The sequence below is a fragment of the Streptococcus macedonicus ACA-DC 198 genome, from assembly GCA_000283635.1.
Lineage (GTDB): Bacteria > Bacillota > Bacilli > Lactobacillales > Streptococcaceae > Streptococcus > Streptococcus macedonicus.
In genome coordinates, this window is record HE613569.1 from 1,167,239 (window position 1) to 1,180,393 (window position 13,155).

A 13,155-nucleotide genomic window follows, 5' to 3' on the forward strand; every position below is an offset into this window, starting at 1 on the left:
AAAAATCAAAGAAAAAGCCAGTCAAGATATCTCTCGACTGACTTTTTATCTTCAAGGCAAATGTGTCAAACTTTTTAAGCAATTAAGATACTGTAAATTTTCTTTCGTGATTTCAGAGCTCTGATAATCAGAAATCAATTGGTTAAAAGGAGATATTTTCAAAAAAATAAGAAGAGATAAGACAAAAATGATTAGTGTTACTATTGAAATATTTCTTAACTGCTTTTCGGTTACTATCATAGACACGTCTTCCTTCAAGATTTTTAGTAATCCTATCTTATCACGTCTTTTTTAATTCGTATAATATAAATTTTTTATTATTATCCATAAAATCTACTTATAATATAGAAAACTAATGACGGGTTATTAAAAAATCTTATCACGGCTTTATTTTTTTCTATCAGAAATTTACTGATTTTTTAATCTTATTTTTGCTATAATGACAACAACTATTATGAAGAAGGGATGAGGTTTTATGAATTTTCAACAATGTCGTTATGTTGAAGCAGTCGCTCGTGTAGGTTCTTTTAGTCAGGCAGCTAAGGAATTATTTATGACTCAACCCAATTTATCAAGTTCTATTAAGGATTTAGAAAATGAATTAGGGGTTCAACTGTTCACACGTTCCAATACAGGCACGCGCTTAACTGAAGATGGCTATGATTTTTTGAAATATGCCAAACGTATTATTGGTGAGCTTGATTTGCTTGAGCAACGTTACCATGACCAATTTAAAAAGAGTTTCACGGTAGCGTCGCATCATTATGATTTCTTGTCAATTCCGTTGGCTAAGGTTGCCCAACAATTCAAGCAAGATTATCAAGAATTTCAAACGATTGAAACGACTACTAAGAAAGCCTTAGAAAGTGTTGCTCGTTTTGAAGCTGATTTGGGTATTATTTATCTGGATGACGAAAATAAGCATATTTTGGAATCTTCCTTGGAACACCAAGACTTGGAGTTTACGTCTTTAGGTGATTTTCCAACACGTGTCTTTCTTAGACGTAATCACCCATTGGCACATAAGGATGTCATTTCTGAAAGCGACTTAAAAGGTTACGACCAAATTCGCTTCCGTCAGGAACAATCAGGTTTGAATTTTGACGAGGATGCCTTGCAAATTTACGATGAACAGCGCGTGCTTTATAGCAATGACCGTGGAACAGTCATGAATTTACTTTGTGCAACAGACGCCTACGCCTCTGGTCTTGGAATTGTAAATAGCTTCGTTCGTGACCAAATTGTTCTCATTCCTCTACAAGATAGTCTTAAACATACCCTTGGATATGTGACCAATAAAAAGAAAAAAGTTTCAAAAATTGGAACAGTCTTTATCCAAGAAATCAAGAAAAGCCTCAATGAATTTCCTGAAGCAAAATAAAGCAATCTTCATACCTTTATTTTGCTTTCTTTTGTGCTATAATGAGGCTAAGGAGGAAACATTATGAATTTTAAAACGTTAAATAATGGTATCCAAATCCCTGTTTTAGGCTTTGGTGTTTGGCAAATTTTCGACCAAGCACAATGCCAAGAATCAGTCGAAAATGCCCTTGAAGTGGGCTACCGTTTAATTGATACTGCCGCTATTTATAAAAATGAAGAAGCTGTCGGGCGTGCGGTGAAGGCTTCTGGTCTTTCACGTGAAGATGTCTTTCTGACTAGTAAAGTCTGGATTGACCATCTTGGTTATACCGAAACGAAAAAGGCTTTTGAGGAAACGCTACGCAAACTAGATACTGATTACCTTGACCTTTATCTCATTCATCAACCATATGGTGATACTCATTGTGCTTGGCGTGCGATGATTGAGCTTTATAAGGAAGGATATATCCGTGCTATTGGGGTTTCTAACTTCTCTACTGGACGTTTAACAGATTTTGCGCTCAATACAGAAGTTGTGCCAGCACTCAACCAGATTGAGCTTCACCCCTACAAACAACATCCTATCATTCAAGCTGCCAATGCCCAATTTGGCATAGCTACCCAAGCTTGGAGCCCTTTCAACCGTGGAGAAGATAATATTTTTAAGGACGCTACGCTCAATAGCATAGCTGAAAAACATGGCAAGACTGTGGCACAAGTCATTCTACGTTGGCAAATTCAAAATGACATTCTTACCATTCCAAAATCCGTTCACTTAGAACGCATGAAAGAAAACTTTGATATTTTTGATTTTGAACTCACACCAGATGACATCAAGCAAATCCAGTCACTCGACCGTTTTCCAAACAACTACGGACCAAACGAAAGCCCAGAACTCGTCAAACGCTTATTGGGCTTGTAAAGTTTATATACAGACATACTAAAAACAAGACGACTTCCAAACGGAAATCGTCTTTTGTTGATGTACTTTTAAGGTACGACTATTCTGTTTTTGCATTTAGGAGATCATCAATCTTTTGATAAACATCTTGTGCATCAATAGCTAATTGATATTCAATCTTAAATTTATCCAGCTGCTCAAAGAATTTTTCTTGACCTTGAATAACCAGACGATCACTTTCACGCTTATCTTCTGACTTACCTTCCACCAAAAGATAAATTGACGAAGTATCACCTTTTTCTAAAACATAGATAAAATCAGGTGTCGTAGTACCTCCTGTAAATTTAGGGAGTTTTATGGCACTTTTCGGTAATTTACCAAATACTGTTACACCATTTCCATAACCATGAGTCAACAAGTCTTTTTCAGGATGAACACTGTCATAATAAACAGGTGGCATATCATAAAGATTTCTTTCATCTTTTGATATCTTCTCCTCTACTTGGTTAACGCCTAATAAACCTGAATTCACACTTTCTACAAAAGTATTATCTTTAGGATTAAAAATAGATGTTCGAGCTTGAAAATCTAGGGCTTCATAATGGTAAGATTGACTATACGTTTTTTCAAATTCAGCTTTAAAATTCCTAATGAGTTTCTTAACACTAGAATAACTTAGATATTCAGAATTATTCAGTCTTTTTATAGCCTTTAATACGTATCTCATCAATAGACTGATAACCAGCTTTAAAAGCTGATTCACTTCCCTTGCGAGCCACTTTTGTACCATCACTATTTTGCGTAAAAGTCGGCTCTGGTAACTGAACCATAATAAATTGACGATTACCACCATCTTCCGCATTTAGTTGCATAACAGCATCTGCTGTTGTGGCTGACTCTGCAAAGAAATCGAGGATGGTAGCGCCTTTTTCATCATAAGTGGCTGCATCAAGTAAGTACTTTATAAGAGCACTTGGCTTAGGATTAGTGAAAATAGCCACATCATCAAATATTTTTTAACTCTGTGGTTGCATCAGTATTTGTAGGTAATTCATTGAAAGATTTAGCAAAAATAGATATCGGGGGTTAATATTTACCTCATCAGAATTTCTATATAGAGTTGGTCTAAGAGTTTTAATAGATTTTATTTCTATTGTAGCTCCATTACTGATAGCATCTTCTATTTTTGATTGAACCCACTTGAATCTTCCTTTCATTTTAATATCTGTTGTAGGAGTTCCATTTTCCACCGGCATCAGCTCTGCTTCTATTGCAAATCTGGGTAGGGGTGATAACATCACAACCGATATCCTGCTTCGCATTTGCGTAGCACTTAACTGCAATTTGCAAGATATCCTTGAAATCGTTTATGATTAAATAAAAAATGGATGACCACTTCAATTTTCGGTCATCCATTTTTTCTATTGATATGATTCAGTTACTTCAGCGATTTTTGGTAAATCAGCAACAGCGATAAGGAGCTGTCCGCTGCATTGCTTTTTAACATAGTCCTTGGGGGAATATTGTTTTAACATAGCGTCTCCTTCGCTTGCTTTTACATGAATTTATTGTACAGCCGTTAAAATAGTATTGTGGTCACTTCGTTTCATCATTTAGCACCAACGCTTGGGAACAGCGTTGACCTAAATGATTGTCTATTTCCCTAACAAGCGAATAAATTTATTCAATTCTTCTTGTGCTTCTGGAGTTGTTCCTTTCAATGAACCAACCAATTCAAATAGCTCTTGTGTTGACTTCTCAATATCAGCTTTGACTTCTTTTAGTTCTTTTGCGACTTCATCCAGTGGAATAACTTCTTCTTCCTCAAAAGTATCCACATAGCGAGGAATATTCAAGTTATAGTCATTTTCCTTGATTTCATCAAGCGTTGCTACGTGAGCGTATTTTTCAACGTCTTCACGATTACGGTAGGTTTCAATAATCTTATCGATATTTTCAGCTGACAGCTTGTTTTGGTTCTTCCCTTTTTCAAAATCATTGGAAGCGTCAATGAACAAGATGTCTTTGTTTTCTGCGCGTGCTTCACGTCCTTTAAAAACTAAAACGCAGGTTGGAATACTTGTTCCATAGAAGAGATTGGCTGGCAAACCAATCACCGCATCAAGTAAATTCTCATCAATGATGTTCTTTCGAATTTTGCCCTCAGATGCACCACGGAATAGGACACCGTGAGGAAGAACAATCGCCATTGTTCCAGTTTTTTCTAGGTGATATAGACCATGCAAGACAAAGGCATAATCTGCTTTAGAGGCTGGTGCTATGCCATAACCTTTGAATCGCGTATCTTTTTCACGGTCAATGTTCTTAATATCCCATTTTTGAGAGTAAGGAGGGTTGGCGACAACTGCATCAAATTTCAATGGGATTTGGATCCCATCTTTTTCAGCAAACGGCCAATCAGCGTCAAGCGTATCCGCACGTTTCAAATTCATATTGCGATAATTCACCCCATGCATCATCAAGTTCATGCGAGCCAAGTTGTAAGTGGTTGTATTCAGCTCTTGACCATAGAAATCAACACTGCCTTTTGCTTCCCCATTTGGCAATTCTTTTTGAACGGTCAACAATAATGACCCAGACCCCATTGTAGGGTCATACACGTGAAATTGTCCTTTTTGATCTTTTGGGTCCAACGTGACAAGCTTAGCCAAAATTTGACTGACTTCATGCGGTGTATAGAACTCCCCACCTTTTTTACCTGCGTTAGCGGCGAATTGTCCAATCAAGTATTCATAAACATCGCCTAAAATGTCATGCCCTGACTCATCTTTGAAATTAAACTCATTAATCATCAAGACAATATCATTTAAGGCTTTGGCACGTTCGTTCGTTGATGACCCAAGCCTTGTATCGCCAAGATTGACATCTGAGAAGACATTGGCAAAGTCATCTTCTGCCTGTTCGTTACGTTTGGCATTCGTGTTGAACGAATCAAACATATCTTGGAAGTCACTGGCTTTGATTTTGTGGTTTTCAATTTTTGCGACAATCTTCTCCCAAACATAGTCAGGACTGATCGCATAGCCGATACCTTTTGAAATTTCCTCTAGGTATTCTTCTTTTTCTGCGTCATCTTCGACTTCATAGAAGTCCTCCAAGTGATTCACCTTCAAATAGTCATCTTGATTTTCTGAAAGGTAGCGGTAGAACATGAAAGGTAAGATATAGTTCTTATATTCGCTAGCATCCATTGTCCCACGCAGGGTGTTCGCCATTTCCCATAGTTTTGAAGTAATGTCTCTGGCGGTTGCACCTTTTACTTTGATAGGTTCATTATTTTCTTTTGCCATGTTATTTTATCTCCTTTAAATAAACATTTGTTGTGACGGGGCGGGCGACGGTCGGCCCTAATCCTATCGGGCTGAAAGTCCGAAAATGATGTGAGTTACACGAACATCATTTGTAGTAGTGATTTTTTCATTTTTTTGAGTGAATCTAACTCACGCTGATGAAGAGTGATGAGACTATCTAGACTTGAAAAGTAATCTCCAATTTTTTCCTGCTCTTTTACGCTTGGTATCATAAAAGGTATTGTTGAGAGAACAGGATATTTTAAATTCCATGTATCAGAGGTGAGACCTTGAGACCATCTTTTAAAGATTTCAAGTGTTGGTTGCTTTTTAAATAATTCCATAAAGAATTTACCATTGCAGTTATTTTTAGGAATTAGAACCGTATAGGCAGGACTTACAATACCGTCATAATCAGAAGTTCCAACAGCACCCTGCCACATTCTCATAGAGTTATATGGAACATCACCTTTTTTTACAACTTTATAATTACTTTTATCTTCAGATGCAATATTTCTCTTTTCAGAATCAATTTGCCTAATTACTCCATTTGAAATAGTAACAGACAATAACTCTTCGTTTCCTGATGCTCTTTCAGAACGCTCATCAAAGACATCTCCCAACTTACGCTGTTCCCAAGCGTCAGTGAATCCTGCAAAGCGAATTTCTGGTTTATCTTCCCCATTTTTCGGAAACATTTTTTGTAAGTAACTTTTCTTCATTTTTGCAAGCAAATCACACTCACGCTGATGAAGAGTGATAGTGTTATCTAACGTTTTGAAGAAGGTACCGATTTTTTGTTGTTCTTCAAGACTTGGTAAAAGAATTTGAGCTTCTTTAATATCATTTGAGTTGATACTTTCAAAAGTTGATCCTGTACTTAATTTCGTCCAGTAGCCATTTTGCTTCATTCTTCCAAGTGATTGAAACAGAAATTCATTTCCTTTAATCGCTGCAACTCCACGACCTAAAACAACGTCATAATCAGTTTTTCCAATATCTCCAACTGGTGCACGAACACTCAAAATCAAATCACCTTTATCAGCAGTTTTTGTTACTTGTGTAGTCCAAACTCTAGGAACCACTCTGCCATCTTTCATATCTGCATTACCTTGAACGAGAATATAATCAGACGGATTTTCTGTATAGTTTTCAGAGTTAGGCGATTGACCCATAGTAATTTTTGCTACATTTCCAAGCTTACGCTGTTCCCAAGCGTCAGTGTATCCGTCAAAGCGAATTTGGGGTATTTTTGTTGCTTTTTCACTCATTTGTTTCTTCGTCCCCATCTTCTGTGTTATATAAAATCATATCATTCCCCAATTTTTACTCTCCTTTCTTAATCTCGTCAGCCATCGCATAAAAAGCTGTACGGAATTGTATGCGGTATTTCACCCATGAAAGTTTTTTGATCTCATCTGCTGCAATCTTTTGATAGTCACTCCTTGCCTCATTCATGATGGCTGTCAATTCGCCTTGTTTGTCCATATCGTCAGTGCCTACACGATGTTTTTTGATAAGACTTTCAAGCTCTTTTGGCTTAGTGCTATTGTCAAGCCCCCATCTGCGTATAAAAGCAGTCACCAATTGAATGTTTGAATCCTTTTGAGCCCGGTCCATAGCCTGATTCATCTTATCAACATCCCTGGGTGCTGGATAGTTGTCAAAGACAAATTCTTTATTAAAAATCTTAGTGACAAAATTGCGCATTTTAGACTTCTCTTTATCGTTGTCAGATTTGGCAATTTCCAAGTGAATCTCTTCTTGCGTCGCAGCTGCTTGGTCTATTTGGTTAGCATGGACTTCATCTGCCATCTTGGCAATCAAATCAATCAGATAATCATAGCTGATGGTGACGTTATGAATATGCACCATGTCCAAATCGACTTGTGAAACATCAATATCATCGCGTTTGGCTCTTCTCTCCTTCAACTCACCCGCAATCACAGTCGTCAAGAGAACTTCTTGTTCTTCTGTAATTCCAATCCCCGCATAGAACTCTTCAGGATTATCATAGGCTGAGACAGGATTGCCTTCATCATCCGTTGTGTATTGCTTCAACTGACTCAATAAGCTGTTGTATTCCTTCAGTTTATCAAAGACTTCATCTTGTGCCTTTTCACTTGGCGGAAGTTGAATAAACTCATCCGTTAACTCAGCAAGTTTCTTGACGACCCCTTGCATTTCTTCTTGCACTTTGCTAAATGGTTTGGAGATGATTCCAGACTCCACATTGCCTTCTTTCAAGTCCTCAAGAGAAAGCTGCTCATCAGCAGAAGCACGATTAGAGTAAATGGCAAATGCTTTATTCATCTCATACTCATTTTGAACTGGCCAACGGTAGTTGACGACATTTCCCCACGGCTTATCGACTAAGTTTTGCATCCGGTTCGTACGTGAATAGGCTTGTATGAGATTGCCGCCTTTCAAAGTACGGTCAACATAGAGCGTGTTTAATTCTGGCGCATCAAATCCCGTCAAAAGCTGGTCGACAACAATAACCAAGTCCAAGAAGTTTCCATCATCAGCTGTCTTATTCAAACGTCTTGCTAGGTCTTCGGTATATTGCTTCACAGTGGACATATCATAGGTAGTCCCAAAGAGCGCATTATACGCATTGATGGCACGATGCAAGTTTTCGTTGGTTTTCAACTGATGCACGCTATTGGACGTATCCGCAGAAAAACTTACGGCAACTTTTAAGCGTTCTTCTTCCGGCTTGCTGCTATTTATTTCAGCAAATTTATCGAAGTATTCCATGGCTCTTGGTGTGCTGGCTTTGCTCCCTCCAACATGAACGGTTAGGAGTGCATTATACTTCCGATTGTTTGAACGTTTTTTCCAGTTATCAAAGATATCTTCAACTACCTTCGTGACATGATCAGGATGGGTATCATAGACTGAACCTTTGATATTATCGTCAATATCTTCTTCTGTCGGATTTTCTGGCGCTTTGATCGTTTCTTTAAATTCAACGTTAAACCCAAGTACATTCTTGTCAGCAATAGCTTCCTTAATTGTATAGGCATGAAGTAACTCACCAAAGATTTCACGTGTTTCTGGGAATTTTGGCGTCCCAGTATAGCCTATCCAAGCAGAATTAGGGATAGCATCTCGAATCGTTTTCAGCATTGGGGTTTTTTCTTCCCCATTTTTCTTAATCACATCTTCACTCGTCGAACGATGCGCCTCATCCACGATGAATAAAATCTTCTGATCTAACTTTTTAAAACTCTTATGAGACACATAACGAGACATCTTTTGAATACTGGTTACAATAATGTTCTTGTCGCTCTTGAGTGTGAGTTTTCGATGTAAGTCAGAAATATTGGCTGTATCACTCACAACTCCTGTTTTTCCTTCAAAACTAGCAACGGGGTCATAGGCTTGATAAGCGTCTGACGTTTGATTGGTTAAAGCGATACGGTCCACCAAAAAGACAACTTTATCAACGTTTGACATGCGACTCGCAAGCCAAGCAGTCTTAAAGCTCGTGATGGTCTTTCCAGACCCTGTGGTATGCCAAATGTAGCCCAATTTCCCGTCATTATAGTTAAAATCAAACGTGCGAACTTTATCCAGTACACGCTTTGTAGCGTACACCTGATACGGTCTCATCACTTTGATACTTTCCTTATTTTTTGTGCCATCAAGAACCATGTATCTGGTTGCCATATCATGCGCCATTGGGATAGACAAGACTTTATCCGCAAAAGTTTTCCAAGAGCGAACTCGGAGTGCAGTTTCTTCATCTTGCCAATGAAAGGCAAAAGCTTGGTTGAATTTATCCAAAGTCGTATTGGCCATATAACGGATGTCAAATGGCGTCATTGCTATCAAGAGCTGCAATGTAGAAAAAATGCCACTGTATTGCTTCTCAGCGATATACTGCTGCATTTGATTCAACGACTCCGAAGTACTATGAAGAGCTTTCTTCAATTCGATTTGGAGGATTGGAAGACCATTGATGAGTAGAGTTACATCAAAGCGGCGATTTGGCTTTCCATCAACCACTTTAGGTCGCTCAATCTGATTGACAATTTGATAAACAGTGCTTCCTCCCCCAACTTGCGCTTGGTCAAAAACCGTTAAGAAAACGTGCTTGCCGTTGTCTAAGTCCACTTCAATTTCTGATACACCATTCACGCCATAAAGAAACTGACCTGCTTGGTAGGGTGTTTCAATGGCAGTAATGACTTTTTTCACTTGATTGAACTCGGTAACGGACAAGGGATTATCCAGTCTAGCACGGTTGTTTTGCTCTAAGATTTGTTTGAAATTATCCCAAAGTTGGTCTGTTGTCTTGATGTTTTCCTTGTATTCCCATTGCTTCACACCACCGATTTGGGTCAAATACTCAATGACTTCTTTTTCAAACGCCAATTCTGATTGACTTTTAATTGGACTATTCATGGTTTTCATTCTCCTTTAGGGTTTCTTCAAGCACGCCATTTGTGAATTGTTCTATAAACTCTGAGTACCTGTTTAATTTTGCTTGTAGTTTAAGGGTATCGGTGTATATCCGACCTATTTTAATTTGTTCATCTATTGGGGTGATTGGAACTTTCAAATCATTCAATGCTCTGATTGGGATTTTAGGAATGATGTTCCCTTGTACTTCTCGTTCCTTTTGACGCTTCACCAAGCTATAATTGTTAAATAGATAAATGAAATATCGTTTGTCGATTTCACCATCTTTAAAATCAACCTTGGTAAAATTTATAGAAGGAACTTTTCCAGCATTTGTTTTCCCAACCATTGTTGCTTGTTGGAGTGAGTTACTAATGACGATATCACCTTCATTTAGCGAGTAATCATTTAACGGCACTTTATTCATGTTGGGGGCACAATCACCTTCATAGTTGTAATCTTTTTCAAATGATGCATGGTCGTAATATATAACATCTACTAAGCCATACTGTTTTTCTGCACGAGCTGAATTCACACCTTGCACGAACGAAACCAAGTCTCCTAATCTATATTGTTCTATTGCAGTTTTCCTCAAATAAATTGCCTCCAAGTTTAACGGAAATCAATTTTATGAAATTGCGTTATATTTCTACATAACCTATTCTATCAAAAGAAATTAACTTTGTAAGAATAAAGTTTGAAATTGGATAAAATTTCCAAATATTATTTTAGGCTTACACTGATGAAGGGTGAGGAGAAAGTCGAGTTCTGTAAAAAATTCTGGTAATTTATCTCTTAGCGTTTTTAGAAAAGCAGTATTTGAGGTAACCTGTGCATTATAATTTCGATTATCTTTAAGCATAGGTTACCTCACTTCCGTTTTCACACAAACAGGCTTTTTCGCATTTTAGCGAAAAAGCCTGTTTTAGAGGTTGACAAAAAACACTACTGATTACATAGTGTGCTGTTCTCATGGATTATACCATATCAATCTCCTTAATAAGGTCTTTTTAATTGAACTGTTCAAATTTCAGTTTATACATATGTTATTATACCATAATTAGCCTTTATGTTACTTTTTTACGTATCTTTGCTAAAACATCATCACCTCCTCAATGATAAACCTATTTATCAAATTTTATAACAAATAAATTGTAGCTTTAAATAAAAAAAGGCTGATAATTCAACCTTTAAAAGATATATTTAGCTATTGATAAACAATTTTGTATAAACTATTTTTCCCCTACAAACTTACTAAGAATGTAATGGTATCTCTGCTATAAGAAACGCTAATGCTTCCTTTGAAGAGTTTGACCATGGTCTGCGCCATTGACAATCCGATACCATAACCTGATTTTTTGTTATTATGTGATTCATCTTCACGGTAAAAACGTTCAAAGAATTTGCTATAATCAACATTCTTGCCTTCGGCGTAGGTATTGGAAATTTCCAAACGTGCTTTTGAGAGGCGATTAGCTTTGCTTAATTTAACTGAAACCGTTCCTCCTGCATCACAATATTTATTGGCATTATCAACCAAAAGAGTCACCAATTCAAAAAGTGATTTTTCTTCTGCTTTGACATGAATATCAGGTTGAATTTCCATGACAAATTGCTTGCCGTCTTTGATGACAGGACCTTTAAAGTCCTCGGCAGCATCTTCAGAAATTGCTGAAAAATTCAAATCGGTCAACACGACTTCAGGTTGTTCTTCTAGACGAGCCATAGCCACCAAACTATTAATCAAGCCAGTCAAACGTTCAACTTGATCATTGGTACTTTTTGTCCATTCTGATTCACCGTTCATCATCTCAACCAATTCATTATTAGCCGAAATAATTGCCAAAGGTGTCTTTAATTCATGCCCAGCATTCGTGATAAAACGACGTTGTCGCTCATAATTTCGGATAAAAGGCTCAATAACCCTACCAGAAAAAATAGAAACCATGAGAACAAAGAAGACAAAACTAACCCCTGACATCCATAAAGAAAGATGAAGCAGTGTCATATTTTCTTCAACTTGATTTGTTGAGTCTAAGACAACAATCAATTTCGAATCATCTGATTCATCCGTTACAAGATAAGAATAGGTGTGATTATTGTAACGAAAATCACCGCTCCTATCACCTGATTTATTAATCTTAGTCAGGTAACTTTCCACTTGCTCATCGGTCAAATCAGAAATACTACTCGAATTTAACGAGGTGATATTTCCATCTTTATCAATAACAGCACTAAAATACCGATATTGAAAGAGCGTATCGACAGAAACCGTGTTGCCTAATTCGCTGGTTGCCTTGGAAACACTTGGAAACGTTCCGTCATTATCTGAAATCAAGGTTAAAATCTTGTTGATTTCATTTACCGTTTGAATATGACGGGCAGAAATAAGCACCCCAACCACTGAAAACAAGACAATCAGAATGGCTAAAGAAGCAATCGCAATAAAACGAATCCTTAATTTTCGAAACATGGCATTACCTACAATTTTTTCAACTCATAATCACCCATTTCCTCACCCTCAATCACTACATTTGCGCCGATTGATTTCAATTTTTGACGAAGGTAGGAAACGTAGATAAAAACATAGCCATTATCAATCTCTGGGTCATCTTTGTCATTTGCCCAAACATGGTTAAAAATTTGGTCGGTTGATAATTTCTTGCCTACATTGAGCATGAAGAATTCCAGCATTTTAGATTCTTTAACTGCTAGGCGAATGGTGTTTTGACTGACAAGTTCCTGTTCACCAACATTCAAAGTAACTGTTCCAACGGTCAAAATATTAGACGTGAAATTGGTATCCACACGACGTGACATTGACCGCAAACGCGCTAATAGTTCTTTTAATGAAAAAGGTTTGGTCAAATAATCATCTGCTCCAGCATCTAAGCCTGTCACACGGTCATCAACTTCAGCCATAGCAGTCAACATAATAATGTGTGACTGGTTGCCTGTTTGACGAATTTCTTGCACAGCTTCAATGCCAGATTTGACAGGCATCATAATATCCATGACCATAACATCATAGGCATTTTCATTTGCCATATCAATAGCTGCCTGTCCATCATAAACCGAATCTACATCATAACCTTCATGGGTTAACGCCGTAGTCAACACACGATTCATTTGAATTTCATCTTCTGCAACTAATATTTTCATATGCTATCT

At 37.4% G+C, this 13,155-nt stretch carries 10 protein-coding genes and 1 pseudogene; 3 read left to right on the forward strand and 8 right to left on the reverse strand.

From position 1 onward, the window contains the following. Positions 1-475: 475 nt before the first annotated feature. Together SMA_RS05910 and SMA_RS05915 are read left to right on the forward strand one after the other, a co-directional pair. The gene (locus SMA_RS05910) at positions 476-1,381 is read left to right on the forward strand and encodes a LysR family transcriptional regulator (RefSeq protein ID WP_014294702.1); all 906 of its coding nucleotides are present in this window, start codon (positions 476-478) and stop codon (positions 1,379-1,381) included. Between the two features lie 63 nt (positions 1,382-1,444). Then, on the forward strand, positions 1,445-2,284 hold the full coding sequence (locus SMA_RS05915; protein ID WP_014294703.1) for an aldo/keto reductase: 840 nt from the start codon (positions 1,445-1,447) through the stop codon (positions 2,282-2,284). A 79-nt stretch (positions 2,285-2,363) separates the two neighbouring features. On the opposite strand, the gene SMA_RS05920 is transcribed toward SMA_RS05915, so the two are convergent. Together SMA_RS05920 and SMA_RS11680 are read right to left on the reverse strand one after the other, a co-directional pair. Next, positions 2,364-2,990: a restriction endonuclease gene (locus SMA_RS05920; RefSeq protein ID WP_044563054.1), complete on the reverse strand. Its 627-nt coding sequence runs from the start codon at positions 2,988-2,990 to the stop codon at positions 2,364-2,366. Next, positions 2,953-3,264 carry a DNA methyltransferase gene (locus SMA_RS11680; RefSeq protein ID WP_044563056.1) on the reverse strand — a complete coding sequence of 104 codons (312 nt, stop codon included), beginning with the start codon at positions 3,262-3,264 and terminating at the stop codon, positions 2,953-2,955. The genes SMA_RS05920 and SMA_RS11680 overlap by 38 nt, the downstream gene beginning before the upstream one ends. 250 nt (positions 3,265-3,514) lie before the next feature. On the opposite strand from SMA_RS11680, the pseudogene SMA_RS11025 reads away from it, so the two are divergent. Next, positions 3,515-3,640: pseudogene (locus tag SMA_RS11025) on the forward strand (helix-turn-helix domain-containing protein); the annotation flags it as partial. A 278-nt stretch (positions 3,641-3,918) separates the two neighbouring features. On the opposite strand, the gene SMA_RS05935 reads toward SMA_RS11025, so the two are convergent. The 6 genes from SMA_RS05935 to SMA_RS05965 all read right to left on the reverse strand — a co-directional run bounded on the left by SMA_RS05935 (position 3,919) and on the right by SMA_RS05965 (position 13,146). After that, positions 3,919-5,574, reverse strand: coding sequence for a type I restriction-modification system subunit M (locus SMA_RS05935; protein ID WP_014294704.1), 1,656 nt, complete (start codon positions 5,572-5,574; stop codon positions 3,919-3,921). Between the two features lie 95 nt (positions 5,575-5,669). Continuing rightward, the gene (locus SMA_RS05940) at positions 5,670-6,845 is read right to left on the reverse strand and encodes a restriction endonuclease subunit S (protein ID WP_014294705.1); all 1,176 of its coding nucleotides are present in this window, start codon (positions 6,843-6,845) and stop codon (positions 5,670-5,672) included. A gap of 55 nt (positions 6,846-6,900) precedes the next feature. Then, the gene (locus SMA_RS05945; protein WP_014294706.1) at positions 6,901-9,987 is read right to left on the reverse strand and encodes a type I restriction endonuclease subunit R; all 3,087 of its coding nucleotides are present in this window, start codon (positions 9,985-9,987) and stop codon (positions 6,901-6,903) included. Beyond that, positions 9,980-10,579 (reverse strand): restriction endonuclease subunit S, encoded by a 600-nt coding sequence (locus SMA_RS05950; RefSeq protein ID WP_014294707.1) that lies wholly within the window; start codon positions 10,577-10,579, stop codon positions 9,980-9,982. The genes SMA_RS05945 and SMA_RS05950 overlap by 8 nt, the downstream gene beginning before the upstream one ends. 648 nt (positions 10,580-11,227) lie before the next feature. Beyond that, on the reverse strand, positions 11,228-12,457 hold the full coding sequence (locus tag SMA_RS05960) for a sensor histidine kinase (protein WP_014294708.1): 1,230 nt from the start codon (positions 12,455-12,457) through the stop codon (positions 11,228-11,230). Between the two features lie 8 nt (positions 12,458-12,465). Further along, positions 12,466-13,146, reverse strand: coding sequence for a response regulator transcription factor (locus SMA_RS05965; protein WP_014294709.1), 681 nt, complete (start codon positions 13,144-13,146; stop codon positions 12,466-12,468). Between the last annotated feature and the right edge of the window lie 9 nt (positions 13,147-13,155).